23 protein-coding genes are annotated in these 25,727 nt (G+C 71.8%); 12 read left to right on the forward strand and 11 right to left on the reverse strand.

Annotated features, from left to right (window positions below):
• Positions 1–10: 10 nt before the first annotated feature.
• From ACBR40_RS27605 to ACBR40_RS27615, 3 genes are read right to left on the reverse strand one after another with little or no spacing between them, the layout of a single operon-like run.
• Entirely contained in the window at positions 11–1,762 is a 1,752-nt protein-coding gene (locus tag ACBR40_RS27605) for a thiamine pyrophosphate-dependent enzyme (protein ID WP_371250652.1), read from the reverse strand.
• A gap of 32 nt (positions 1,763–1,794) precedes the next feature.
• Complete coding sequence (locus ACBR40_RS27610; protein WP_371250653.1) at positions 1,795–2,658, reverse strand: MurR/RpiR family transcriptional regulator; 864 nt, start codon at positions 2,656–2,658, stop codon at positions 1,795–1,797.
• Positions 2,655–4,085: a glycoside hydrolase family 3 protein gene (locus ACBR40_RS27615; protein WP_371250654.1), complete on the reverse strand. Its 1,431-nt coding sequence runs from the start codon at positions 4,083–4,085 to the stop codon at positions 2,655–2,657. The genes ACBR40_RS27610 and ACBR40_RS27615 overlap by 4 nt, the downstream gene beginning before the upstream one ends.
• A gap of 87 nt (positions 4,086–4,172) precedes the next feature.
• Here ACBR40_RS27615 and ACBR40_RS27620 point away from each other — a divergent pair, with 87 nt between their 5' ends.
• Positions 4,173–5,708 carry a glycoside hydrolase family 10 protein gene (locus tag ACBR40_RS27620; RefSeq protein WP_371250655.1) on the forward strand — a complete coding sequence of 512 codons (1,536 nt, stop codon included), beginning with the start codon at positions 4,173–4,175 and terminating at the stop codon, positions 5,706–5,708.
• Between the two features lie 201 nt (positions 5,709–5,909).
• On the opposite strand, the gene ACBR40_RS27625 is transcribed toward ACBR40_RS27620, so the two are convergent.
• Positions 5,910–6,560: an FHA domain-containing protein gene (locus ACBR40_RS27625; protein ID WP_020543670.1), complete on the reverse strand. Its 651-nt coding sequence runs from the start codon at positions 6,558–6,560 to the stop codon at positions 5,910–5,912.
• Positions 6,561–6,741: 181 nt separating this feature from the next.
• Here ACBR40_RS27625 and ACBR40_RS27630 point away from each other — a divergent pair, with 181 nt between their 5' ends.
• The 4 genes from ACBR40_RS27630 to ACBR40_RS27645 all read left to right on the forward strand — a co-directional run bounded on the left by ACBR40_RS27630 (position 6,742) and on the right by ACBR40_RS27645 (position 10,653).
• On the forward strand, positions 6,742–7,863 hold the full coding sequence (locus tag ACBR40_RS27630) for a citrate/2-methylcitrate synthase (protein WP_371250656.1): 1,122 nt from the start codon (positions 6,742–6,744) through the stop codon (positions 7,861–7,863).
• Positions 7,860–8,156 (forward strand): DUF3017 domain-containing protein, encoded by a 297-nt coding sequence (locus ACBR40_RS27635; protein WP_344216905.1) that lies wholly within the window; start codon positions 7,860–7,862, stop codon positions 8,154–8,156. Before ACBR40_RS27630 ends, ACBR40_RS27635 begins: the two co-directional genes overlap by 4 nt.
• 53 nt (positions 8,157–8,209) lie before the next feature.
• The gene (locus ACBR40_RS27640; protein ID WP_344216907.1) at positions 8,210–9,424 is read left to right on the forward strand and encodes an NADP-dependent isocitrate dehydrogenase; all 1,215 of its coding nucleotides are present in this window, start codon (positions 8,210–8,212) and stop codon (positions 9,422–9,424) included.
• Positions 9,425–9,618: 194 nt separating this feature from the next.
• Positions 9,619–10,653, forward strand: a complete 1,035-nt coding sequence (locus ACBR40_RS27645) for a polysaccharide deacetylase family protein (protein WP_344216909.1) — start codon at positions 9,619–9,621, stop codon at positions 10,651–10,653.
• Between the two features lie 31 nt (positions 10,654–10,684).
• Here ACBR40_RS27645 and ACBR40_RS27650 read toward each other — a convergent pair whose 3' ends face one another.
• Positions 10,685–11,812, reverse strand: coding sequence for a saccharopine dehydrogenase NADP-binding domain-containing protein (locus tag ACBR40_RS27650; RefSeq protein ID WP_344216912.1), 1,128 nt, complete (start codon positions 11,810–11,812; stop codon positions 10,685–10,687).
• A 182-nt stretch (positions 11,813–11,994) separates the two neighbouring features.
• On the opposite strand from ACBR40_RS27650, the gene ACBR40_RS27655 reads away from it, so the two are divergent.
• Positions 11,995–14,112 carry a protein kinase gene (locus ACBR40_RS27655; protein ID WP_371250657.1) on the forward strand — a complete coding sequence of 706 codons (2,118 nt, stop codon included), beginning with the start codon at positions 11,995–11,997 and terminating at the stop codon, positions 14,110–14,112.
• A gap of 55 nt (positions 14,113–14,167) precedes the next feature.
• Positions 14,168–15,154 carry a malate dehydrogenase gene (locus tag ACBR40_RS27660; RefSeq protein ID WP_371250658.1) on the forward strand — a complete coding sequence of 329 codons (987 nt, stop codon included), beginning with the start codon at positions 14,168–14,170 and terminating at the stop codon, positions 15,152–15,154.
• 318 nt (positions 15,155–15,472) lie between these two features.
• Here the strand turns inward: ACBR40_RS27660 and galE are convergent, their stop codons facing one another.
• Entirely contained in the window at positions 15,473–16,420 is a 948-nt protein-coding gene (galE, locus tag ACBR40_RS27665) for a UDP-glucose 4-epimerase GalE (RefSeq protein ID WP_371250659.1), read from the reverse strand.
• 86 nt (positions 16,421–16,506) lie between these two features.
• Here galE and ACBR40_RS27670 point away from each other — a divergent pair, with 86 nt between their 5' ends.
• On the forward strand, positions 16,507–17,820 hold the full coding sequence (locus ACBR40_RS27670; RefSeq protein ID WP_371250660.1) for a hemolysin family protein: 1,314 nt from the start codon (positions 16,507–16,509) through the stop codon (positions 17,818–17,820).
• Positions 17,821–17,834: 14 nt separating this feature from the next.
• On the forward strand, positions 17,835–18,839 hold the full coding sequence (trpS, locus tag ACBR40_RS27675; protein ID WP_329585177.1) for a tryptophan--tRNA ligase: 1,005 nt from the start codon (positions 17,835–17,837) through the stop codon (positions 18,837–18,839).
• An 84-nt stretch (positions 18,840–18,923) separates the two neighbouring features.
• Here the strand turns inward: trpS and ACBR40_RS27680 are convergent, their stop codons facing one another.
• Complete coding sequence (locus tag ACBR40_RS27680) at positions 18,924–19,637, reverse strand: hypothetical protein (protein WP_371250661.1); 714 nt, start codon at positions 19,635–19,637, stop codon at positions 18,924–18,926.
• A gap of 42 nt (positions 19,638–19,679) precedes the next feature.
• Between ACBR40_RS27680 and ACBR40_RS27685 the strand changes: the two genes are divergently transcribed.
• Positions 19,680–20,459 (forward strand): TetR/AcrR family transcriptional regulator C-terminal domain-containing protein, encoded by a 780-nt coding sequence (locus ACBR40_RS27685; protein WP_344216925.1) that lies wholly within the window; start codon positions 19,680–19,682, stop codon positions 20,457–20,459.
• Positions 20,460–20,461: 2 nt separating this feature from the next.
• On the opposite strand, the gene ACBR40_RS27690 is transcribed toward ACBR40_RS27685, so the two are convergent.
• The 3 genes from ACBR40_RS27690 to ACBR40_RS27700 form a co-directional block, all read right to left on the reverse strand.
• Positions 20,462–20,656, reverse strand: a complete 195-nt coding sequence (locus ACBR40_RS27690) for a hypothetical protein (RefSeq protein ID WP_344216926.1) — start codon at positions 20,654–20,656, stop codon at positions 20,462–20,464.
• Between the two features lie 92 nt (positions 20,657–20,748).
• Positions 20,749–21,939: a helix-turn-helix transcriptional regulator gene (locus tag ACBR40_RS27695; protein WP_344216928.1), complete on the reverse strand. Its 1,191-nt coding sequence runs from the start codon at positions 21,937–21,939 to the stop codon at positions 20,749–20,751.
• Between the two features lie 143 nt (positions 21,940–22,082).
• Positions 22,083–22,547 carry a MarR family winged helix-turn-helix transcriptional regulator gene (locus ACBR40_RS27700; protein ID WP_371250662.1) on the reverse strand — a complete coding sequence of 155 codons (465 nt, stop codon included), beginning with the start codon at positions 22,545–22,547 and terminating at the stop codon, positions 22,083–22,085.
• 80 nt (positions 22,548–22,627) lie between these two features.
• On the opposite strand from ACBR40_RS27700, the gene ACBR40_RS27705 reads away from it, so the two are divergent.
• A complete protein-coding gene (locus tag ACBR40_RS27705; RefSeq protein WP_371250663.1) occupies positions 22,628–23,482 on the forward strand; it encodes a haloalkane dehalogenase in 855 nt (284 codons plus the stop codon).
• Positions 23,483–23,581: 99 nt separating this feature from the next.
• Entirely contained in the window at positions 23,582–24,535 is a 954-nt protein-coding gene (locus ACBR40_RS27710; RefSeq protein WP_344216934.1) for a YihY/virulence factor BrkB family protein, read from the forward strand.
• Here ACBR40_RS27710 and ACBR40_RS27715 read toward each other — a convergent pair.
• A complete protein-coding gene (locus tag ACBR40_RS27715; RefSeq protein ID WP_371250664.1) occupies positions 24,524–25,651 on the reverse strand; it encodes a D-alanyl-D-alanine carboxypeptidase family protein in 1,128 nt (375 codons plus the stop codon). The two genes, ACBR40_RS27710 and ACBR40_RS27715, sit on opposite strands and share 12 nt — an antisense overlap.
• Positions 25,652–25,727: the final 76 nt, after the last annotated feature.

Raw genomic sequence — 25,727 nt, forward strand, 5'->3', positions numbered from 1 at the left:
CCAGGACGGTTCAGGGCTGGAAGTCGGGGTCGACGGTCACGTCCACGTCGAGCAGCAGGGGCTCCTCGCGGGCGGCCAGCGTGGGCACCACCTCCTCCAGCGCCGCCACCAGCCCGGCGTGGCCGTCCACCTTGCGCGCCGGGCAGCCGAGCGAGCGGGCCAGGGCGGCCAGGTCCACCTCGGTGAACGGCGGCCACGGGGCCTTGCCGCCCCGCTGGCCGGCCAGCCGGTCCATGATCGCGTACCGGCCGTTCGCCAGCACCAGGAACAGCGCGCCCACCCGGTAGTGGGCGGCGCTCCACAGGGCGTGCACGCCGTACAACGCCGAGCCGTCGCCGACGACCGCGACCACGGGCCGGTCGGGGAGCGCCATGCGCAGGCCGACCGCCGCGGGGAGGGCGAAGCCGAGGCCGCCCATGGCGGCCGACACGAACCCGAGCGGGTTCCTGGCGGGGACGAGCCGGTGCAGGTCGGGGCGCGAGGACGGGGTCTCCTCGACGAGCACGGCGTCGGCGGGCAGCCGCAGCGCCAGCTCGTGCAGCACATGCGCGGCCCGCAACGGCCGCCCGCCGACGGGCAGAGGAGGCAGCCCGATCCCGTCCGCCCCGATGGCCGGCGCAGAACCCTCGACGACGGATGCCGCGTCAGGGGATTCAGGGGCGGGGAGGAGGGCTGACAGGCGGGTGCACAGCGCGGCCGGCGACGCCAGGTACGCCAGGTCGGCCGCGCTTCGATGGGCCTCCGACGGGTCGTCGGTGATGACCACGACCGTCGTCCCCGGCGCGACCAGCGGCCCCGGCACGTACGGGTACTGCCGGAACACCGGCGCCCCCACCGCCAGCACCACGTCGTACGCCCCCAGCACGGCCCGCAGCCGCGCCCGGTCGGCGGGCAGCACCCCGGCGTACTGCGGGTGGTCCTGCGGGAACCCGGCCCGCCCGCCGAACGACTCCTGGAACACCGGGCACCCCAGCCGCTCGGCCAGCGTCACCAGGGACCCCCAGTCCGCCCCCGCCCCGGACACGATCGCCGGCGCGCGCGCCCCGGACAGCAGCGTCACGAGCGGTGCGAGGTCGGCGTCGGCCACGCCGGCGGGCCGGACCACCCGCCTGGGCGCGGCGACCACGTCCTCGGCCCATTCGGCGTCCCAGTCGTCCATCGGCACCACGACCAGGGCGGGCCCGCGGCCGGTGACCGCCTCGTGGCAGGCCCGTGCGACGGCGCCGGGGACGTCCTGGGGGCGTACCGGCTGGTCCACCCGTACGGGGTAGTCGCCGGCCAGCCCGGCGAGCCGTCCGGCCAGGAACGGCTCCAGCGCCAGGTGCCGCCGGTCCTGCTGCCCGACCAGGATCACCAGCGGCGCCCGGTTGACCCGGGCGGTGGCGATGGCCCCGACGGCGTTGCCGAGCCCGGCCGTGGTGTGCAGCACGGCGAGGGCGGGGGCCTCGCGCCCGAGGGCGAAGCCGGTCGCCATGCCGACCACCGACCCCTCATGCAGGGCGAGGACGAAGCGCAGGTCGTCGGGGAGCCCGGTCAGCAGCGACACCTCGGTGGAGCCGGGGTTGGCGAAGATCGTGGTCAGCCCGTGCCGCCTGAGCACGTCGAACGTGGCCTCCCTGACGGTGCCCACCGCGCCTCCCTGTCCCGCCGAGCCCATGCCCGCCCCACCGCCGTGGTACCACGCCAGTACCCGCCGCTCCACCTGACGGAACAGGGCCGACAGCCCGAGCCCGCCGGCCACGCCGCTCCAAGCTCGTGTCAAGGGATCACGGTTCAAGGGATCATGGTCGCTCCTCAGCGGGCGCGGTAGCGGTCGGTCGCCTCGCGGGTGGCCCGGATGGCGGCGTCGGCCCGGTCGTACGTGCGCTGCGCGAGCCCCACGAAGATGCAGTCCACGATCAGCAATTGACTGATCCGGCTGGCCAGCGCCCCGGGGCGGAAGGCCGTCTCGCGTCCCGCCGACACCAGCGTGTGATCGGCCAGCTCGGCGAGCGACGAGCGCGGGTTGTTGGTGATCGCGACGACCGCCGCCCCCGCCTCGGCCGCCGTGCGGGCGGGCACCAGCACGTCGGGCGTCTCACCGCTGCAGCTGATCGCGACCACCACGTCACCGTCCTTGAGCAGGGCGGCGCTGGTCAGGGCCAGGTGGGCGTCGCTGAAGGGGTGGCTGGACAGCCCGATGCGCAGCAGTTTCTGCGACATGTCGGCGGCGACCAGGCCCGAGGCGGCGACGCCGTACACGTCCACCCGGCGGGCGGCGGCGATGGCCGAGACGACCTCGCCGAGTTGCTCCGGGTCGAGCTGGGCGGCGGTGTCGGCGAGCGCGTCCGACTCGGCCCGCGCGACCTTGGCGATCACGTCGGTCAGGGGGTCGTCCGGGCCGAGGTCGCCGGGCACCAGCCGCTCGGGCTCCTTGGCGACGGCGGCGGCGAGGGCGAAGCGCATCTGCGAGTAGCCGGCGAAGCCGAGGGCCCGCGCGGTCCGTACGATCGTGGCCTCGCTGGTGCCGGACACCGCGCTGAACTCGGTGATCGTGCTCCGTACGACCAGCCCGGGGTCGTCGAGGATGATGCGGGCGATGGCCTGGGCCGCCGGGGTGAGCGAGGGCAGCACGGCCCGTACGGCGGCGACGGGGCTCGCCGGTTCTACGGCGCTCATCGGGTCAGCCGTTCGGCCGCGGCCTGGGCGGAGGCGCGGGAGATGCCGTGCGTGGCGACGTGCGCGGCGCCGGTGGGCGGGCCGGGGACGCCGGTGTCCACGACGATCGCGTCCGGCCGGGCCGCGACCGCCGCGTCCACGACGTCCCGCACCCAGGCGTGCCGCGCGGCGTCGTGCACCACCAGCACCACAGGCCGCCCGCCGAGGTCGGGCAGGGGGGCGTCGCGGTCCATGCGGATCTTGGTCGTGCCGGGCAGCAGCGCGGCCAGGGCGGCGGTGATGCCGGTCGGCGTGTCCGGGTCCACGGCCTGGCTGAGCCGGGTGTTGACCTCGACGACGAGCGGCGCCCGGTCGAGCCGGGCCGTCCCGGTCACGGTGAGCGCCGCGCGGGCGGCCGCGAGGCCGACGCCGGGATCGACGTCGGCGCGGGCGGCCTCGCGGTCGGCGGGGCGGGCGGCGTACCAGTCGGACAGCGCCCGTACCCGCCCGGCCGCCTCGGCCAGGCGCTCCTCGGGCAGAAGACCGTCCCGTACGGCGGCCACGACGGTGTCGCCGATCTCGCGCAGCCCGTCCTCGTCGACCACCCCGATGCAGATGGCGTCGGCGCCGGCGTTGAGCGCGCGCACGGCGATCTCGCCGGGCGAGGCCATCGCGGCCACCGCCCGCATCTCGATGGCGTCGGTGACGACCATCCCGTCGAAGCCGAGCTCACCCCTCAGGAGCTCGGTCAGCGCGGCCCGGCTGAGCGTGGCCGGCGCGTCGGCGTCGAGCGCGGGCACCAGCAGGTGACCGGTCATGACGGACTGAACCCCGGCCTCGATCGCGGCGCGGAACGGCGGGAGGTCGCGGGCGATCAGCTCCTCGCGGGAGGCGTGCACGGTGGGCAGCGCCAAATGGGAGTCGGTGACGGTGTCGCCGTGGCCGGGGAAGTGCTTGGCGCAGGCGGCCACGCCCGCGCCCTGCACCCCCCGTACGAACGCCGCCGTGTGCCGGGCCACCAGGTCGGGGTCGGGACCGAACGAGCGGACCCCGATGACCGGATTGGCGGGGTTGGCGTTGACGTCGGCGGACGGCGCGTAGTCGAGGGTGATGTCCAGCTCCGCGAGCATGCGGCCGATCTGCCGGCCCACCCGCTCGGTGAGCCCGGCGTCGTCCACGACGCCCAGCGCCCTGTTGCCGGGGAAGGAGCTGCCCTCGCCCACTTCGAGCCGGGTGACGGTGCCGCCCTCCTCGTCGATGGCGACGACGACGCCGGGGTTCTCGGCGCGCAGCTCCTTGACGAGCGGCGCTCCGATGGCGTTGCGTGCGAACAGCACGACGCCGCCGAGACCCTCGCCCAGCGCGCGGCGCAGCCAGTCGGGGGCGGAGGTTCCCTCGAACCCCGGGTGCAGCACCGCCAGCGCCAGTCTGTACAGGTCACGGCTCATCGGCATTTTCCTTCACGGTTGTTGATCTGAAGGTAATTTTCTGTCATCGTCGGCTTCGATACAACCACTTTCGAGAGGCCACCCCCCATGCCGAGCAGAAGGACTCTCCTGAAGGGTCTCGCCCTCGCGGCCGCCGCCACGGCGGTGCCGCTGCCCGCCTTCGCCGACACCGACGCCGCGTACGTGCCCCCGCTGCACCAGATGCGCGGCATGTGGATCGCGTCCGTCGTCAACATCAACTGGCCGTCCAAGCAGGGGCTCACCGCCGACCAGCAGAAGGCCGAGTATCTCGCCTGGCTGGACCTCGCCGTGCAGCGCGGGCTCAACTCGGTGTTCGTGCAGATCCGTCCGACGGCCGACGCCTTCTGGCCGTCGCCGTTCGAGCCGTGGTCGGAGTACCTGACCGGCAAGCAGGGCCAGGACCCCGGCTACGACCCCCTGGGCTTCGCCGTCGAGGAGACGCACAAGCGCGGGCTGGCCTTCCACGCGTGGTTCAACCCCTACCGGGTGTCGATGCAGGCCGACCCGGCCAAGCTGCACCCCGACCACCCCGGGCGCAAGCACCCCGACTGGATCGTGCCGTTCGGCGGCAAGCTCTACTACAACCCCGGCATGCCGGAGGTCAGGAAGTTCTGCCAGGACGCCATGATGGACGCGGTCACCCGCTACGACATCGACGGCCTGCACTTCGACGACTACTTCTACCCGACGAACACCACGGCCTTCGACGACAGCGCCGCCTTCGCCCAGTACGGCGCCGGCTTCCCCGACCTCGCCGCCTGGCGGCGCAACAACGTCGACCTCATGGTCCAGGAGATGCAGCAGCGCGTGCTCCAGGCCAAGCCGGAGATCGCGTGGGGCATCAGCCCGTCGGGCATCTGGCGCAACAAGGGCACCGACCCGCTGGGCTCCGAGACCAACGGCGGCCAGTCCTACGACAACCTGCACGCCGACACCCGCGGCTGGGTCAAGAAGGGCTGGCTGGACTACATCGCGCCGCAGCTCTACTGGTACATCGGCCAGCCGCCGGCCGACTACTCCAAGCTCGTCCCGTGGTGGTCGGACGTGGCGAGCGGCACCCGTACGCTGCTGTGGATCGGGCAGGCCGCGTACAAGGCGGGCGACCCCGCGCAGGCCGCCGAGTGGCAGGCGCCGGGCGAGCTGTCCAGGCACCTCACGCTCAACCGCGAGCACCCGGAGATCAGCGGCGACATCTGGTACAACGCCAACGACGTCAAGGTCGACAGGATCGGCTCGATCTCGACCGCGGTCAAGGACCACTACCAGCGGCCCGCGCTCGCGCCCGTGCTGCCCAGGCTGGCGGACGGCGAGCCGCCGCGCCGCCCGGTGGTCGCGTACGCGCTGCGCCGCTCCGGCGGCGTCGAGGTGCGGGCCGTCGCCACCGGCAAGGACGAGCCGTTCCTGTTCGCGATCTTCCGCTTCGACAGGCACGCCGCCGACGGCGCCTTCGCCGACGCCCGCAACCTGGTCGCGGTCGTGCCGGGCGACCGCCAGATCCGGTGGACCGACCCCGACGGCAAGCGCGGCGACCACTACTACGCCGTGGCGGTGGACCGGGCCAACCGGACCAGCAAGCCCAGCAACGGTTTCCGGGTCCTCTAAGCGGAACCGGCCGCGCGCTTCGCGGGCGTGCTCCGCGTACGCGCGTCGCCGGCCCGCACCTGAGCGGCGACGAGCACGGCGGGCGACGGCACCGGATCTCGTGAGGATCCGGTGCGCGGCGCTCGCCGCTGCTTCGACCCACGCCGTGGCTCCGAACGCTGCCGGAACCCCTCGCCGTAGCCCCGGTCGCGACGATCTCGCCTACGAAGCCCTGCGGCCCGCCGGTGACGGCTGCTGCTCGGCCGGGGCTCCCGATGACCGCTGCGGGGGGACCACAGGGGTCGGGCGTACCAGGCCGAGCGCGACGACCTCGTTGGCGAGGCGGGTGCGCCGGTTGGTGCCCTCCGGGATCCTGAACTTCTGGTAGAGCCGCAGCAGGTGCTGCTTCACCGCGGCCTCCGTCACGACCAGGTCGTCGGCGATCTCTCGCGCGGTGGCGGGGGCGACGAACGCCTCGTCCGACAGCGCCGGCCGGCAGAGCGAGGTCAGCACGTCGACCTCGCGCCTGGTGAGCTCGGGCGCCGCGGCCCTGCGCAGCTCGACCTCGGGGGTGAAGTCCTCACGGGGGACTCCACCGATGCGACCCCGCGCCGCGCCGAACGAGACGACGTCGCCGTCGTCAAGGACCCTCCGGGCGATCGGCCTGCCGTTCACCCGCGTGCCGTTCCTGGACAGTCCCAGGTCGACGACGTACAGGTAGGGTCCTCGTCTGACGAACTCGGCATGGAGTCGAGACACGCTGGGATCGGTGAGCCGGATGTCGACACCCCGGCCTCTTCCGACCGTCGTGATCTCGGGGCGCAACGGGATCACCTCACCGGTGTCCTCGATGCGTATGAACGGCCCCTCCACGGCAGTTCCTCCCCAGGTAGCCCGCCGTAACTATTACTACAGCTCCGGCTTACCCAAACGAGGGGATGGGGAATCGCCTTTGCCGAAAGGAGAATCGTACGCGAAATTGGTCTTGACCTTCGCGGCCGGTTTTGCCTGCTCACGGGTAGACTTCGCAGGGAGATAAGCGGAGGAAGCAGTCATGGCGGACAAGTCCACGAAAGGTCTCGCCGATGTCGTAGCCGCGTCCACAGCGCTGAGCGACATTGACGGAAAGGCCGGTCGCCTCTTCTATCGCGGATACGACATCCACGACCTGGCCGGCCGTGCCACGTTCGAGGAGGTCGCGCACCTGCTCCAGCGCGGAAACCTGCCCGGCCGCGCCGAGCTCGCCGCCTACTCCGAGTCCCTGGCGGCGGGGCGCGAGCCCGGCCCGCTGGCCGCGGCCAACATCGCCGAGATCGCCGGGAAGCAGACGCCCATGGAGGCGCTGCGCTCGCTGGTCTCGCTGGCGGCCGCCGACGACCCGGACAAGGACTCGACCGCGCACGAGGCCAACCTGCGCAAGGCCGCCCGCCTGACCGCCCAGCAGCCCGTGCTGGTCGCGCGCTACCACGCCGCCCGCACCGGGGGCAGCGTCCCCGACGCCGACCCCGAGCTGAGCATCGCGGGCAACTTCCTGCTCCAGGTCACCGGCCGCCGCCCCGAGCCGCGCCAGGCCGAGATCTTCGACGAGTGCCTGGTGCTGCACGCCGACCACACCATGAACGCCTCCACGTTCGCCGCCCGGGTGTGCGCCGCGACGCTCTCGGACATGCACTCCGCCATCGTCGCCGCCATCGGCACCCTCAAGGGCCCGCTGCACGGCGGCGCGAACGAGCAGGTCATGAAGACGCTGGAGTCGATCCCCGCCGACGGCGTGGCGCAGGCCGTACGTGACAAGCTCGCCGTCGGCGAGAAGATCATGGGCTTCGGGCACCGCGTCTACAAGACCGAGGACCCGCGCGCCACGCACCTGCGCAGGATGTCCGCCGAGCTGGCCGAGGCCGCCGGCGACGACACGTACTACCGGATGTCCAAGGAGATGGAGGAGGTCGTCTTCGAGGCCAAGGGTCTCTATCCGAATGTCGACTTCTACGCCGCCTCGGTCTACCACTACCTTGGCATCCCGACCGACCTGTTCACCCCGGTCTTCTCGATCAGCCGCATGTCCGGCTGGACGGCACACGTCATCGAGCAGCACGCCGACAACCGCCTCATCCGCCCGGACAGCGAGTACATCGGTGAGACCGACCAGAAGTGGAAGCCGATAGACGAACGTTGAGCGCCAACGAACGTGAGAGCTGGGGGCCGTACCCGCTGATTCTGGCGGGTGCGGCCGTCGGGGTGTCCGTGACCTTCCTGGTGGACCCGCGCTGGGGCGGGTTCGCGCTCGGGGCCGTCATCATGGTCGCCGCCGCGCTGCGGTTCGCCGGCTACGCCGGTCAACTCGCGATCAGGAGCAAGAGGACCGACGTCACCACGCTGGCCGTCTTCGGCTTCGTGCTGGTCCTGACCTCGTTGCTGCTGGACGACGATCAGCTGAAGGCGATGATCCTGTCCCTTTTCGCCCGATGAGCTGGCCGTCCGATAGCCTCAACGCATCATTTCATCGAAGGGGAACCATTCGCATGCCCAAGATCAAGGTGGAGGGTCCGGTCGTCGAGCTTGACGGCGACGAGATGACCCGGATCATCTGGCAGTTCATCAAGGACCAGCTGATCCTTCCCTACCTCGACGTCGACCTGAAGTACTACGACCTCGGCATCGAACACCGAGACGCGACGGACGACCAGGTCACCATCGACGCCGCCAACGCCATCAAGAAGCACGGCGTCGGCGTGAAGTGCGCCACCATCACCCCGGACGAGGCGCGGGTCGAGGAGTTCGGTCTCAAGAAGATGTGGAAGTCCCCCAACGGGACCATCCGCAACATCCTCGGCGGCGTGATCTTCCGCGAGCCGATCATCATGTCGAACGTGCCGCGGCTGGTGCCGGGCTGGACCAAGCCGATCGTGGTCGGCCGTCACGCCTTCGGCGACCAGTACCGCGCGACGGACCTGAAGATCCCGGGCGAGGGCACGCTGACGCTGACGTACACGCCGAAGGACGGCTCCGAGCCGATCGAGCTCGACGTGTACGACTTCCCCGGCGCCGGCGTCGCGATGGCGATGTACAACCTGGACGAGTCGATCCGCGACTTCGCGCGCGCCTCGATGCGTTACGGCCTGGCGCGCAACTACCCGGTCTACCTCTCGACGAAGAACACCATCCTGAAGGCCTACGACGGCCGCTTCAAGGACATCTTCGCCGAGGTCTACGAGACCGAGTTCAAGACCGACTTCGAGAAGGCCGGCCTGACCTACGAGCACCGCCTCATCGACGACATGGTCGCCGCGGCGCTCAAGTGGGAGGGCGGCTACGTCTGGGCGGCCAAGAACTACGACGGCGACGTGCAGTCCGACACGGTCGCGCAGGGCTTCGGCTCGCTCGGCCTGATGACCTCGGTGCTGATGACCCCGGACGGCCGCACGGTCGAGGCCGAGGCCGCGCACGGCACGGTGACCCGCCACTACCGCCAGCACCAGCAGGGCAAGCCGACCTCCACCAACCCGATCGCCTCGATCTTCGCGTGGACGCGTGGCCTGGCCCACCGCGGCAAGCTGGACAACACCCCCGCCGTCACCGAGTTCGCGAACACGCTGGAGCAGGTCTGCGTCGAGACGGTCGAGGGCGGCCAGATGACCAAGGACCTGGCGCTGCTGGTCGGCGGCGACGCCGAGTGGCTGACCACCCAGGACTTCCTGGGCGCGCTGGACGAGAACCTGAAGAAGAAGATGGCCTGACGGCCACCCCGAGACGGAACGGCCTCCACCCCGCGGCGTGCCGCCGGGCGGAGGCCGTTTCGCATGATGTGAGCCGGTACGGGCGCCCCCCGCCGTCCGGCCTTGCCCAGTCTTGACGGTCACCCGGCGTGGCACAGTTGATCACCTGGGTAAGAGCCCCCTCGTAACAGTCGTGCGCGTCTCGGGGGGTTCGAATGCGACTGCGTTTTCTGGGCGGATTGGGGGTGCTCGCCGCCGCGACGATCCTGACGACGGGGTGCGACTCGCCACCCGCCGACACCGTCAAGATGGCGGACAGCAAGGCCGACGCGGCCGCCAAGGCCAAGGCGAGCAAGGCCGCCAAGATCCAGCGCGCCGCCGCGGTCAAGGCCAACGAGCTGGGCCAGATCCCGGTCCTGATGTTCCACCGCATCGTGGAGAAGCCGGCCACGACCGACGACCGCTCGCCCGCGCAGTTCCGCGCGGACCTGGAACGGCTGGTCAGGGAGGGGTACGTGCCGATCACGGCCGCCGAGATGGTGGCCGGCAAGATCGACATCCCGGCCGGCAAGCACCCGGTGGTCCTGACCTTCGACGACTCCTCGCCCTCGCAGCTCACGCTCAACGAGGTGGGCGTCCCGCAGAAGGACACGGCCGTGGCGATACTCAAGGAGGTGGCGGCCAAGCACCCGGGCTTCCGCCCGGTCGCCACCATGTACATCACCCGCGACATGTTCGGCAAGACCGTGCGCGAGGAGCAGGCCCAGACGCTGCAGTGGCTCAAGGACAACGGCTTCGACCTCGGCAACCACACCCGCGACCACATCAACCTGCGCGGCCGGTCGCAGAAGGAGGTCGAGGAGCAGATCGGCACGATCGGCAAGCAGATCACCTCGCTGTCGGGCGTCAAGCCCACGACGATCGCGCTGCCGTACGGCAACCAGCCGAAGAACAAGAACTGGGCGCTGCACGGCCCGGGCTACCACCACGACGGCGCGTTCCTGGCCGGGTACACGCCCTCGGCGGCGCCGTTCAGCAAGGCGTTCGAGCCGGCCGGCATCCCGCGGATCAAGGTCATGGAGAAGAAGGGCGACTGCTCCCAGTTCTGCTCGGAGGCGTGGCTGGACTGGCTCAACAAGAACCAGGACATGCGGTACGTCTCGGACGGCGATCCGCGGACGGTCGCGTATCCGAAGTTCAAGAACCCGTACCTGCGCAAGACGTTCGCGACCTGGGCCCTGCCGTACTGACGGGGCCGTATTGACGGGGCCGTACTGACGCTCATCCCCGGGTGGTGAACGAGATGCCCGCGCGCACCAGCCGGTCGATCAGCGCCTGGCCCATCGCCGAGGCGGTGGTGAGCTGGCCCGCCCGCTCCGGCAGGTCGTCGAAGGCCAGGCACAGGGCCGACTCGCCGAGCATCTTGGCCGTCTCGTCGTAACCGGGGTCGCCGCCCGCGACCTCGGTGATCACCCGCTCGCCGCCGCCCTCGCCCAGGAACGTGACCCGGAACCAGCTCTTCGCCCGCTGCTCGGGCGACGGGCCCTGGCCGGGCCGCAGGCGGGCGCGGAGCAGGTCGCGGGCCGGCGGGAGCGCCGCGGCCACCGCCAGCGCCCCCGCGCCCGCCGCCACCGCGAGGGCGCGGGGGAGCGTACGGACCGCGAAGTGCTGGCGGTAGGTGAAGTCGGGGCCGTAGCGGTCGAGCAGGCGGGCCGAGCGGCCCACGATCATCGGGTCGAGCGTGGGCATCGGCAGCGCCCAGCCGCCCACGTAACGCACGCCTCCCGCCCTGGAGCTGATCCTGCGGCCCTTCGGGCGGGGCTCGGCCGCGCGGCGCTGTGCGGCGGCCTCGGCCGCCTGGCGGGCCCGGCCCGCGACCGTGAGCACGGTCGACAGCGTGCCGCCTGACGGCCGGCCGTTCACCCGCAGGAAGCCGCTGACGGTGAGCGGGACGTTCTCGGGCAGCAGGCCGACGGTGTGGAGCACGCCGAGGTCCCACGGGATCGAGTCGAAGCCGCAGGCGTGCACGAGCTTCGCGCCGGTGCGCGCGGCCAGGTCGTGGTGGCGCAGGTAGGTCCGGTCGACGAACTCGGGCTCGCCGGTCAGGTCGAGGTAGTGGGTGCCGGCCTCGGCGCAGGCGGCCACCAGCGGCTCGCCGTGGACGATGTACGGGCCGACGGTGGTGGCGAGGACCCTGGTCCGGGCGGCCAGGTCGGCGAGCGCGGCCCGGTCGGTCGCGTCGGCGCGCAGGATCGGCACGTCGAGCCCGAGCCGTTCGAGCTTGGCGGGATCGCGGCCGGCCAGCGCCCAGCGCGTGCCGGGCGGAGCGGCGGCGGCGAGGTAGGCGGCGGTCAGCGCGCCGGTGAAGCCGCTCGCGCCGAAGAGCACGATGTCGTAGGGACGGTCCATGATCCTCAAGCCTCTCCGCCGAGTCGCGCCCGCGCAAGGGCCTGCGTTACTCGGCAAATTGCTGGTTTTCGTGACAAAGTGTGGCGAACCGTGACGTCACGAACGGTTAACGGATCCCTGTGAAGTAGCTGGGCGTCGTAAAGTTTGCCTCGTTGGGATCGAGTAAACGTGGGGACAGACGAATGCCGCAGATCGCGCCACTGGTGGCCGGTGATCCCCCTCACCTGGGATCATTCCGGCTGTCCGGACGCATCGGCGAAGGCGGTCAAGGCATCGTTTACCTCGGTGTCAATGACGAGGGCGAGCGCGCGGCCATCAAGTTGCTGCACGTGAAATTCTCCGGCGACACCATCGTGCGCTCCCGCTTCGCCCGGGAGCTCAAGGCGGCGCAGCGGGTGGCGTCGTTCTGCACGGCGCGGGTGATCGAGGCCGACCTCGACGGCGACACGCCGTACATCGCGAGCGAGTACATCGAGGGCCGCTCGCTCAGGGAGCTGATCGAGACCGACGGGCCGCTGAGCGGCACCCCGCTCGACCGGCTCGCGATCGGCACCGCCACCGCGCTCACCGCCATCCACCACGCCCAGATCGTCCACCGCGACTTCAAGCCCGACAACGTGCTGATCGCCGCCGACGGGCCGCGCGTGGTCGACTTCGGCATCGCCCGCATCATCGACTCCACCGGCACGATCACCAGCCGGGCCATCGGCACGCCCGCCTACATGGCCCCCGAGCAGATCGCCGGCGACGACGTCGGCCCCTACACCGACGTCTTCTCGTGGGGGGCGACGATCGCCTACGCCGCGACCGGTCAGGCGGCCTTCGAGGGCAAGTCCATCGCGACCGTGCTCAACCGGATCCTCAACCACGAGGTCGACGTCACCATGCTGCCGGAGCCGCTGCGCGGCGTGGTGGCGGGGGCGCTGGCCAAGGCGCCCGCTGAGCGGCCCTCCGCCGACCAGATCCTGCTGCGGCTGCTCGGGCAGTCCACCGGTGTGGGGGCCTCCACGGCCGTGCTCACGCGCGGGGTGCAGGTCGCGGGCGACGACACCACGCCGTTCAGCCGGGTCAACGCCAGGTCCGTCACCGATCTGCCGGCCCGCAGGGGCACGGGCTCCCTGGTGCAGACCGAGCACGGCCCGCCCGCCCAGGAACCGCACGGCACCACCGGCCACGGCCAGCCCGGCACCACCGGTCAGGGGCAGCACGGTGCCACCGGTCACGGCCATGCCGGTGCCGCTGGTCAGGGGCATGCCGGGACCACCGGTCAGGGGCACGCCGGCGTCGCCGGCGGGCGGACGCACGAGAGCCAGGCGGCGGCGTTGACCACTCCACCCGTGCCGCGCACCGGCGACGTCGCCGGCGGGCCGGGCGAGGCCGAGCAACCGGCCTACCCCGCGCCCACCCAGCCGTCGTCGGCGCCCGCGCGCCGGCGCTCCCGGTGGCGGCTGTGGGCGGCCTTCGCCGGCGTGCTCGTGCTGGTAGCCGGCGCCGCGATGGTCGCCGCGATGAACGGCTGGCCCCTGGCCTTCCGCGAACAGGGCGCCGAGCCGACGAAGGCCGGGGAGCCGTCGTACGCCTCCGTGGTGGACAAGGTGGCCACCACCGGCAAGATCGTCATCGGCGTCAAGGGCGACCTGCCGGGCGTCGGGCTGCAGAACGGCGAGGCGTTCGAGGGCTTCGACATCGACCTCGCCCGGCGCATCGCGACAGGACTCGGGGCCAGGGAGACGGAGTTCGTCCGGGTCAGCAGGGACGACCGGCCCGCCGGGCTGGCGCAGGGCAAGCTCGACCTGGTCGTGGCGACGTACGTGATCGACGGCCGCAGCCCGTTCGCCGGCCCCTACTACCTGGCGCACCGCGACGTGCTCGTCCGCGCGGGCGGCGGCGTCGACGAGCTCGACGACCTGGCGGGCAAGCGGGTCTGCGCCCCCAGCAGCCCGTCCGTCGGCGAGGTCCAGGACCGCGTGAAGGTCAAGCCGGTGCTCGCGAGCAACTACGCCGAGTGCATGGACTTCCTGCGCACCGGCAAGGTCGACGCCGTCCCCGGCGAGGACGTGATCCTGGCCGGCTTCGCCAACCGCGAGCCGCTGCGCTACAAGATCCTGGGCGCCAAGCTCAGCAACGAGCGCTACGGCGTCGGCATCCGCCCTGGCGACGCGGCCACCTGCAAGGCGGTCAACGGCATCATCGCCGACCTCTACCGCAGCGGCGCCATGAAGGGACTCATCGACCAGTATTTCGGCAAGGTCGACTTCAAACCCGAGCTACGGCAACCCGCGATGGAAACCTGCGGATGACGAGCGGGTAACATCCCCAACGTCCGACATTCTGCTGCGAGTTAGGGGAAAGGCCATGGCGTCGTCAGCCACTGCGCCCGTCAAGGTGACCGTCACCGGAGCCGCCGGCCAGATCGGCTACGCACTGCTGTTCCGCATCGCTTCGGGTCAGCTTCTCGGCGCCGACGTGCCGGTCAAGCTCAGCCTGCTGGAGATCCCGGCCGCCGTGAAGGCCGCCGAGGGCACCGCGATGGAGCTGGACGACTGCGCGTTCCCGTTGCTGTCCGGCATCGAGATCACCGACAGCCCCGACGTCGCGTTCGACGGCGCCAACGTCGCGCTGCTCGTCGGAGCCATGCCGCGCAAGGCCGGCATGGAGCGCGGCGACCTGCTCGGCGCGAACGGCGGCATCTTCGGCCCGCAGGGCAAGGCCATCAACGACCACGCCGCCGACGACATCCGCGTCCTGGTCGTGGGCAACCCGGCCAACACCAACGCGCTGATCGCGCAGCAGCACGCCCCCGACGTGCCGGCCGAGCGTTTCACCGCGATGACCCGGCTCGACCACAACCGCGCGCTCTCGCAGCTCGCGGCCAAGCTCCAGGTGTCGGTCACCGAGATCAAGAAGATGACGATCTGGGGCAACCACTCCGCCACCCAGTACCCCGACCTGTTCCACGCCGAGGTCGGCGGCAAGGTCGCGGCCGAGCAGGTCGACCACGAGTGGCTGAAGGACACCTTCATCCCGACCGTCGCCAAGCGCGGCGCGGCCATCATCGAGGCCCGCGGCGCCTCCTCGGCCGCCTCGGCCGCCAACGCCGCCATCGACCACGTCTACGACTGGGTCAACGGCACCGAGTGGACCTCCGCCGCGGTCGTCTCCGACGGCTCGTACGGCGTGCCCGAGGGCCTCATCTCGTCGTTCCCCGTCCGCGCCGTCGGCGGGCGTTTCGAGATCATCCAGGGCCTGGAGATCGACGCCTTCTCCCGCGAGCGGATCGACGCCAGCGTGCGCGAGCTGGAGGAGGAGCGCACCGCGGTCAAGGAGCTCGGCCTCATCTGAGCCGCGCCGCCCGTGCCGGACGCCCCTCGCCGACGATCGGCGGGGGGCGTCCGCGTTGCCCGGCGCGCCGGCCGTCCGCATCGCCCGGCTCGCTCGCCGTCCCGTGTTGCCCGGCTCACGGGCCGTCCGTGCCGTCGCTCTGCGCGGGACAGGTCGCCTGCGGGCCGGGATGGGTCGCCTCCGGGGTGGCGAACACCACCCCCGCGGCGGCGAGCAGGCTGCCTGCCACGATGAGAGCGCCAAAGATCGGTTTCGTGACCCTTGGTGAAATGCTCTTCACGTTTCGGTACTACAGCACATATCTCGCCGCCATATGGCTCATTTGCCGGAAAGCGCCTCCCAGGCGTCCGAGACGATGTCGTGCAGCGACGGCCGGGCGGCCTTCCACCCCAGCTCGCGCTGGATCTTCGCGGACGAGGCGACCAGCACGGCGGGGTCGCCGGGCCGCCGCTCGCCGAAGGCCGCCGGGATCTCGTGCCCGGTGACCTCGCGGCAGACCGAGATCACCTCACGCACGCTGAACCCGGAGCCGCTGCCCAGGTTGTAGATCTTGTGCTCGCCGGGCGTGAGCGCCTCCAGCGCCAGCAAATGCGCCCGCGCCAGGTCGGCGACGTGCACGTAGTCGCGCACGCAGGTGCCGTCCGCGGTCGGGTAGTCGGTGCCGAACACGCTGACCGAGTCGCGCTCGCCGGTGGCGACCTTCAGCACGTTCGGGATGAGGTGGGTCTCGACCACGTGCCGCTCGCGGAAGCGGCCGTAGGCGCCGGCCACGTTGAAGTAGCGCAGGCTCACGGCGGCCAGGCCGCGGATGCCGGCGAAGGCGCTCAGCGCCGTGTCCACGGCGAGCTTGGAGGCGCCGTAGGGGTTGGTCGGGCGCGTCGGGTCGCTCTCCTCGATGGGCGCGCGCTCCGGCTCGCCGTACGTCGCCGCCGTCGAGGAGAACACGATCCGGCCGACCCCCTTGTCCCGCATGGCCTCCAGCAGCGCGAGGGTGCCGCCCAGGTTGTTCGCCCAGTAGAGGCCGGGCTTCTCCACCGACTCGCCGACCAGCGACTTGGCCGCGAAGTGGAGCACCGCGTCCACACCGTCCAGCGCGTCACCGGGCTCGGCGATGTCGGCCCGCACGAACCTGGCGCCCTCCGGCACCGCGTCCTCATGCCCGGTCGACAGGTCGTCGAGCACGGTCACCTCGTGCCCCGCCTCGACGAGCTGGGCCGCGACGACGCTGCCGACGTACCCCGCCCCGCCGGTGACCAGCAATCTCATGTGGACTCCTGTTCAAATATGTTTGATTTTGTAAGGCTTGCCGTTCAGCATACGCGGGAAAGCACCCGTATACGCTGCCAACCACCATGTTTGACACCGTCGCGGCCAACGTCGCCCTGGTCCTGCTCTTCGTCCTGATCGGGGGCTTCTTCGCCGCCGCCGAGATCGCGATGGTCTCGCTGCGCGAAAGCCAGATCCGCAAGCTGTCCGAGCGCGGCCGCAGGGGCGAGCGCGTGGCCAAGCTCGCCCGCGACCCCAACCGGTTCCTCTCCGCCGTCCAGATCGGCGTCACCGTGGCCACCATGCTCTCGGCCGCGTTCGGCGCCGACCGGCTGGGCGCGCAGCTCACCCCCGTGCTGCAGGGCTGGGGCGTGCCCGAGGGCGTCGCCCCGGTGCTCGGGCTGGTGCTGGTCACGCTGGCCATCTCGTACGTCTCCCTCGTGCTCGGTGAGCTGGCGCCCAAACGTCTGGCGCTCCAGCGGGCCGAAGGGCTCTCGCTGTTCGTGGCCCCGTTCCTCGACTGGGTCGCCCGCCTGTCGCGGCCGATCATCTGGATGCTCTCCAAGTCCACCGACGGCGTGGTGCGCCTGCTCGGCGGCAACCCGGAGGCCGACCGCGAGGAGGTCACCACCGAGGAGCTGCGCGACATGGTGGTCGGTCACCACGACCTGACCCCCGACGAGCGCAAGCTCATCGGCGAGGTCTTCGCCGCCGGCAAGCGGCAGCTCAGGGAGGTGATGCTGCCGCGCACCGAGGTCGAGTTCATGGAGGCCGACACGCCGCTCGCCGAGGCCGCCGCGGTCGCCGCCCGGCTGCCGCACTCCCGCTTCCCCGTCTACCGCACCTCCTACGACGAGATCATCGGCTTCGTGCACGTACGCGACCTGCTCGACCCCGAGCTGTCCGGGCGCGACGAGCCGGTCAGCGCGCTCGTGCCGATCCGCCCCGCGAAGTTCGTGCCCGCCTCCAAGCGCCTGCTCAGCACCCTCAACGAGATGCGCGACGAGGGCCAGCACCTCGCCATCGTGGTCGACGAGTACGGCGGCACCGCCGGCATCATCACCCTGGAGGACCTGGTCGAGGAGCTGATCGGCGACATCAGGGACGAGTACGACATCGAGGAGGACGTGGTCGTCCTGCCCGCCGGCGAGATCGAGATCGACGGCCTGACCAACCTCAACGACTTCGCCGGCGAGACCGGCATCAGGCTGCCCGACGGCCCGTACGAGACGCTGGGCGGCTTCGTCATGGCCATGCTGGGCCACGTGGCGGCGCTCGGCGAGCGGGTCGAGGTGGCGGGCTTCGACCTGGAGGTCATCGAGCTGGACGGGCGGCGGATCGCCCGGGTGCGGGTGAAACGCCGACCGGCCGTTGAGTCGCCGCCCGACCAGGATTCCTGACACAATTGCCTGCTATGGCCAGACCTCGTGTTCTCTCCGGCATCCAGCCCACCGCGGACTCCTTCCACCTGGGCAACTACCTGGGTGCGGTCCGTCAGTGGGTCACCATGCAGGAGACCCACGACGCCTTCTACTGTGTGGTCGACCTGCACGCGATCACCGTGCCGACCGAGCCCGCAGCGCTGCGCCGGCGCAGCCGCGTGGCCGCCGCGCAGCTCTTCGCCGCGGGTCTCGACCCCGAGCAGGCCACCGTCTTCGTGCAGTCGCACGTGCGTGAGCACACCGAGCTCGCCTGGATCCTGATCTGCCTCACCGGCATGGGCGAGGCGGGCAGGATGACGCAGTTCAAGGACAAGTCCGCCAAGTTCGGCGAGAGCGCGGCCAGCGTGGGGCTGTTCACCTACCCCATCCTCCAGGCCGCCGACATCCTCATCTACCAGGCCGACAAGGTGCCGGTGGGCGCCGACCAGAAGCAGCACCTGGAGCTGACCCGCGACCTCGGCCAGCGCTTCAACCACCGCTTCGGCGACACCTTCACGCTGCCCGAGCCCTACATCCTCAAGGAGGTCGAGAAGATCACCGACCTCCAGGACCCGACGGCGAAGATGTCGAAGTCGTCCTCCAGCCCGGCGGGCATCCTCGACGTCCTGGAGCAGCCGGGGCCGCTGCGCAAGAAGGTCATGCGGGCGGTCACCGACACCGGCACCGAGGTCCTGTTCGACGAGGAGAACAAGCCGGGCATCTCCAACCTGCTGCGCATCCAGTCGGCGCTGACCGGCACGCCGATCCCCGACCTGGTCGCCCGCTACGCCGGGCAGGGCTACGGCACGTTCAAGAAGGAGGTCGCCGAGGCCGTCGTCGAGACGTTCACGCCGATCCGCGAGCGCGTCGAGAAGCTGCTGTCCAACGAGGCCGAGCTCGACCGCATGCTCGCGGTCGGCGCCGAGCGCGCGGGGGCGGTCGCCCGGCAGACCATGGAGCAGGTCCGCGACCGGGTCGGCTTCCTGCCCAAGCTCTGACCCCCGGCTCAGGGCCCGGACCCCGGCTCAGGGGCCGAGGCGGTGCCCAAGCTCCGACACCTGACTCAGGGGCCGGACCCCGGCTCAGGGGCCGAGGCGGCTCGCGAGGTCGGTGGCGGCCGCGAGGTCGTCGGCCAGGGCCTCGCGTTCCGTCTCCGTCAGCTCCAGCGCGGCGGTCTCGGCGAGCAGCGCCGCCGCCGCGTCCCGGTCGCCGGCGCGCAGCCGCAGCTCGGCCAGATAGACCAGGGCGGGCAGCCGCTGCGCGGGCGGCGCCGCCGCGTGCCTGGCGAGGCCCGTCTCCAGCAGCTTGACGCCCGCCGCCACGTCGCCGCGCGCGTCGGCCTGACGGGCGGCGGCCGCGATCACCCGCGCGAGCCGCCCCTCCGCCGGGTCCGGCTCGCCGGCGTCGTCGTCCTCCTTGCGGCGGCTGATCCGCACCCAGTTGCCGCCGGGGTCCACCACGACGAACCCGCCCGACGTGCCCTGCACGCGCCGCGGCCGGGTCATCCTCGGGATCCCGGACACCGGCACCTTGCCGAACGCCGCCCGCAGCCCCGCCGCGAACGCCGCGTGCAGCGCCCCCGTGTCCTGCACCACCACGACCACGCTGCCCATGGACTGCTCGGGATCGAACCCGGGCACGCCGAAGAAGTGCAGCTCGACGCCGCCCCGGCGGACGGCGGCGTACGGGTTGGGCCGCTCCTGGCGGTAGGTGACGTCGAAGCCGAGCGCGCGGTAGAAGGGCAGGACGTCGTCGAGCTGCCGGCAGGGCAGGAGGGGGATGACGGTCTCGCTCATGAAAACATCGTACGCTGTTCGGAGTTTAAGGAGGCCCCTGTCATGGAGTACGCGGGCCGGGGCGACCCCGCACGGACCATGGCCCTGCTCTGGGACGGGCTCCCTGCCCCCCGGCGCGGGCCCAGGCAGCGGCTGGAGCTGGCCGCCGTCGTGGACGCCGCCGTTGCCGCGGCCGACCGGGCCGGGCCGGCCGCGCTGTCCATGCGGGCGCTGGCACAGGAGCTCGGGATCGGCACGGCGTCGCTCTACACGTACGTGCCGGGCAAGGCCGAGCTGCTGGAGCTGATGGTCGACCGGGTGGTGGGCGGGCAGCCGCTGCCCGACGCCACCTCGGGCTGGCGGGCCGGGCTGCGCGGCGTCGCCGAGGCCGACCTGGCCGCCTACCGGGCCCACCCGTGGCTGCTGCAGGTGTCCACCTCGCGCACCGTCTTCGGCCCCCACGTCCTCGCCCGGTACGAGGCCACGCTGGCGCTGCTGCACGGGCGCGGGCTGGCCGCGGCGGACGTGGTGGGCTGTGTGGCGGCGGTGGACTCGTACACGCGGGGCGCCGCGGCGGCCGTGGTCGAGGCCGAGCAGGCGCCCGCGCAGACCGGCAGCAGCGACGACGAGTGGTGGGAGCGGCGGGCGCCGTTCCTGGAGGAGCGCATGAACGGGCGCTTCCCGCTGCTCGCCGCGCTGGAGGAGGCCGGGGCGTTCGGGGTGTCGGACACCGCGCTGCCGTACACGTTGCAGCGGGCCCTGGACCGCTTCGCCCTCGGCCTCGGCCTGGTGCTCGACGCGGTGGCCGGACGGATCGCGGCGGGCCCGGGGCGGGCGTCCTGACGTCAGCCTTCCCTGGCCTCCCGGTGCACGCGCAGGAGCGCGCGGAGGGCGGCCAGGCTCGGCCTGGTGAGCCGGAGGTCGCCGCGGGCGGCGGTCCAGCCGGCGTGGTGTCGTTCGAACGCCCAGCCGGGGAACTCCCGTGCGGCTTCCTCAAGCAGTCGTTCCATGACGAGGTCGGCACTCGGCGCTGTGGTCATGAACGCAGCGTGGCACCGAGACGCCGGTCCGTGACGAACTCGGGCGAAAGAACTCCGGGTTCGCCAGGACCGAACTACGAGTTCGGTTTCGATCAGTTCTGGATGCCGTGGCGCTCGGCGAGCCGGCGGACCTCGGGCGCCCACGACGGCCTGGCCCGCCGCGCCAGCGCCCGGACCATCTCCCTGAGCAGCAGCTTGTGGTCCAGCTCCTCGGGGGACTCGCGCTCGATCCGCAGCAGGTGCAGCAGGCTGGCGGCGTCGTCGCCGAGGTCCTCGCAGGCGCGGGCGACCTCGCCGAGATGGGTGGTGCGCCGCTCGATGGACGGGGTCGCGGTGAGGTCGATGTCGTCGGCGATGCGCAGCACGTCCTCGGGGCGGCCGGCGTCGTTCTCGACGCTGGCGAGGTGGATGGCGACGTTCGTGGGGCCGAAGAAGGCGAGGTCGTAGACGTCGGAGTGGTCGCGTACGCGCTCGGCGAGCCGGCTCGCGGTGCCGCGCAGGCGCTCGCGCGCCCGGTCGTCGTCACCCGAGCGCGACTCGCCGATGGCGGCCAGCAGGTGCAGCGCGCCGAGCGCCTTGAGATGCCGCTCGTCGCCGTCGGGCACGTGCGGTTCGAGCAGCTCGATGCCCTGCCTGGCGACGTCGTAGGCGATCTGGTGCATGTCGTCGGACAACATCGACTGCCCGAGGTTCCAGTACGCCCACGCGATCGTCAGCGGGTCCTCGGACTCCTCGGCGAGGCGCATGGCCCGGTCGGCCGCGAGGTGCGCGAGGTCCACCCGCTGCAGGTGCTTGAGCACGCCCCTGGCCAGCATGTACGCGTCCGTGGCGACGCTGCGGGCACGCGGCGTGCGCAGGGCGGCCAGGTTCTCGGCGTCGGTGACCAGGGACGGCAGCGCCGCCATGAGGATCGAGTAGCGCCTGGCCGAGCTGAACCAGGCGCCGCGCGCCGCCGCGACCCGTTCGGAGAGCTGCTCGGCGTCCGGCGGTTCGAGGTCGGGCGCGAGGGGCCGGCAGGTGAACATGGCCCGCTCGATGTCGCTGATCTGCGGCCTGCTGGGCTCGTGCGAGTCGCGGGGCGTCTCGCCGAGCAGCACCGCGGTCCGTACGCCGAGCACTTTGGCGATCTCGCGCAGGAGGGGGAGCGAGGGGGTGCGTTTGCCGTGCTCGATGAGTTCGATGTGTCTGGGGGTGCATCCGGACTGGGTGGCCAGCGCGGTGGTGCTCATGCCCCTTCGCTCGCGCTGAAGCCGGACCATCTGACCGGTCGTGATCTCGGTCATGGGACGTGGCGCCTCCTGGCTCTGTCGCAACTGCCCACAGGCTAGGGCTCCAGGACTCCGCCTGTGAGTGGTTTCGGCACAGCCGAAAAAGGTGAAGGGCGTTCGGTGTCTTCGCAGGTCAGAAAGGTGAAAGGGGTTCGTGTTCAGCGGCGCGCATGATGCTCGTGGACGCGGGTCAGCAGGTCCGAAAACTGCTCGCGTTCGGCGGGCGTGAGCGGGGCCAGCAACTCGTCCTGGAGGGCGGCGACGACCTCCTGGAGCCGGTCGAGGTGCTCCCGGCCCCGTGCGGTGAGCCGGATGACGTTGCGGCGGCGGTCGGCGGGGTCGGGGGAGCGCTCGACGTGACCGCGCTCGGCCAGCTCGTTGATGACCGCGACCAGGTCGCTGCGGTAGATGCCGGTGCGCCGGCTCAGCTCGGCCTGGCTGACGGGCCCGCCCTCGCGCAGCGCCACGAGCGCGGCGTAGTGCCACTTGCGGGCGTCCAGGCGGGCCAGGCCCTCGCTGACCATCCGGTCGGCCTGCATCGCGACCAGCGACAACGTGCGGCTGGGCAGGGCGCGCAGGGCCGCCGGGGTCGGCTGCCCCGCCATGGGGTCCTCGTCCGTCATGCGCAGAGCCTATTGCGTTAGTCGCCCTAACGACTTATCGTTAGGGCCACAAACGTTAGTCGAACGAACGGATCGACGCCATGATGATCGACGTGCTCGGCTCCTCCCTCCACTACGAGGACTCCGGCGAGGGCGTCCCCTTCGTCTTCCTGCACGGCAACCCCTCCTCCTCCCGCGCGTGGCGGGACGTGCTGCCCGGCGTGGCCGCGCCGGGACGCCGCCTGCTCGCCCCCGACCTCATCGGCATGGGCCGCTCGGGCAAGCCCGACCTGCCCTACCGCTTCGGCGACCACGCCCGCTACCTGGACGCCTGGTTCGACGCGCTCGGCCTGGAGGACGTGGTGCTCATCGGCCACGACTGGGGCGGCGCGCTCGCCTGCGACTGGGCGGCCAGGCATCCGGAACGGGTGCGGGGCGTGGCGCTCATGGAGGCGGTCGTCCGCGGGACGAGCCTGGACGAGCTGGGCGAGGGCCCGCGCCGCCGCGCCGAGACCATCCGCGGCCCCGAGGGCGAGAAGCTGGTGCTCGACGGCGACTTCCTCATCCGCTCCGCCTACACCGGCGGCGTGCTGACGCCCCTGAGCGAGGAGGACCTGCGGCCCTACCTGGAGCCCTACCCGACGCGCGAGAGCCGCCGGCCGCTGCTGGAGTGGGCGCGCTCGCTCCCGCTCGACGGGGAGCCCGCCGACGTGGCCGAGCGGGTGACCTTCTTCGGCAAGTGGCTGGGGGCCTCCGGCGAGGTGCCGAAGCTGCTGCTCACCTTCGACTCCTCGCCGACGCTGCTGATCACCCCGGCGGTGGCGCAGTGGTGCGCGGACAACGTGGCGGCGCTGGAGACCCTGCACGTCGGCCCGGCCGGGCACCACGCCACCGAGGACCGGCCGGTCGAGATCGCCGCCGCGATCGCCGCCTGGGCCGCCCGCCACGGCTTCTGACCAAGGGGCCGTGCCGGTAGGCTCGCCGGTCGGCGGGCGTGCGGCGCGCCGGGCTGGGCAGATGCTCCACCGTGATCCGGTGAGGCCTGGAGGCGTGGAATGGCGAGTCTGTGGCGGCGCGTCGAGGCGGTCCGGGCCTGGGGGCGCCGGACGGTCGACCACTGGCGGGTGCGCAGGCTCTCGCTCGACCACCTCATCCGCGGCGTGCAGCGCTACCAGGGCCAGAACGGCGACCGGCTGGCGGGCGCGGTCACCTACTTCGCGTTCCTGTCGTTCTTCCCGCTGGTGGCGCTCGCGTACGCGGTGCTCGGCTACATGGTGGCCACCAGCGAGACCACCAGGCAGGCACTCGAAGCCGCGATCACCGAGCGGCTGCCCGGCATCGCCGACCAGCTCAACCTCAAGGCCATCGCCGAGGCCAAGGCGACCGCCGGCGTCATCGGCCTGCTCGGCCTGCTCTACGCCGGGCTCGGCGCGCTGGACGCTCTGCGCGGGGCGCTCCGCGAGATCTACATGACCACCCAGCCGCCGCTCAACTTCTTCGTCGGCAAGCTGCGCGACCTGTCCTCGCTCCTGATGATCGGGATCGCCATGATCACGTCCGTGCTGGTCGGCGGGTTCGCCACCAGCGCGACCGACAAGGTCCTGCACCTCGTCTTCGGCAGCGAGTCGCCCCTGGCGACCTTCGGGCTGCGGCTGGCGGGCGTGGTGGCCGGGCTCGCCGCCGACTGGGTGCTGTTCGTCATCCTGCTCGGCTGGGTGGCCAAGCCGGTCCAGCCGTTCAAGGTGATCGCCAAGGGGGCGGTGATCGGCGCGATCGGGTTCGGCGTGCTCAAGCAGCTCGCCACCCTGCTGCTCGCCACGACGCTCGGCAACCCCGTCTACGGCACGTTCGCGGTGATCGTGGGCCTGCTCGTCTGGATCAACTTCTCGGCCCGGCTCGTCCTGCACGTGGCCGCCTGGACGGCCACGGCCGGCTACTGCCCGCCGCCCGCGCCCACGCCGGTGCCCTCGCCGATCGTGCGGCCGTCGGAGGAGGGCTCAGAGACGTGAGCCGGCGCGGCGCCGGCGGCGGATCCCGTACACCAGCCAGACGGTCCCGAACAGCAGCCCGCCGCCGATCACGGCCGCCCCGATCGCCTTGGTGCGGTCGGTCTGCTTCTGGGCGGCGGCGTCCAGCAGCGGCGGCTGCTGGGCAGGGGTCACCTGGGTGACCGGGCCGCCGGAGGCCCGCGCCGGCGGCGCGGCCGGCTGCTGGGCCGGCAGCGGGTCCACGAGCTGCCCGACCGGGGTCACCTTGCCCCGCACCGAGAAGCCCCAGTCCATGAGCTCGCCGACCTCCTCCCAGAAGTAGCCCTCGTGGCGCATGACGCTCACCACGATCGTGTGGCCGCCGCGGGTGGCCGCGCCGACGAAGCTGCCGAGGGCCTTGGAGGTCCAGCCGTTCTTGACGCCGATCATGCCCTGGTAGCGCCAGAGCAGCTTGTTGTGGTTGCTGATCTGGTACGTCTTGCCCTTCGGGGCCGGGAAGTTCGCCGTCTTGGTGCTGATGTAGCGGAGGAAGTCGGGATTGGCCAGGCCGGCGCGGGCGATGAGCGCCAGGTCGTAGGCCGAGCTGCTCTGGCCGGGCTTGTCGAGGCCGCTCGGCGTCTTGGCGACGGTGTCGTTCGCCTGCAGCCGCCTGGCCTCCTCGTTCATCTCCCGCATGGTCTTGGCCAGGCCGCCGTTGACCTCGGCGAGCGCCATGGCCGCGTCGTTGCCCGAGGTCATCATCAGGCCCCTGAACAGGTCCTCGACCCGGTAGGTGGCCTTCGGCGTGAGCCCGACCGCGCTGCCCTCCTGGTTGCAGGCGTTCTGGCTGGGCCGGATCCTGAGGTTCTTGTTCAGCTTCGGGATCAGGGTGAGCGCGGTCAGCGTCTTCAGGGTGCTGGCCGGCAGGTAGCGCCCGTGGGCGTCCTTGGCGGCGAGCACCTGGCCCGTGTCCACGTCCGCGATGACGTACGACGTAGCCTTGGTCTTGGGCGGCTTCTTGACGCCCTCGGGGGCGACCAGGCCACGGCTGCCCAGCGCCGGACCGCCCACCGGGGTGGCCGGGGCGGCGTACGCGGTCCCGCCGGTGAGCGAGGCCGACGTGACGAACGCCGTGATCAGTACGGTTTTGGTCCACATGGCGGGTCTCAGCGTAGCCCTGGATGAATGCCCATGTGGCGACACATCCCCCGAAGATCCACCTTCGATACTAGAG

It is taken from the genome of Nonomuraea sp. AD125B, assembly GCF_041402765.1.
GTDB classification, from domain to species: Bacteria; Actinomycetota; Actinomycetes; order Streptosporangiales; family Streptosporangiaceae; genus Nonomuraea; species Nonomuraea bangladeshensis.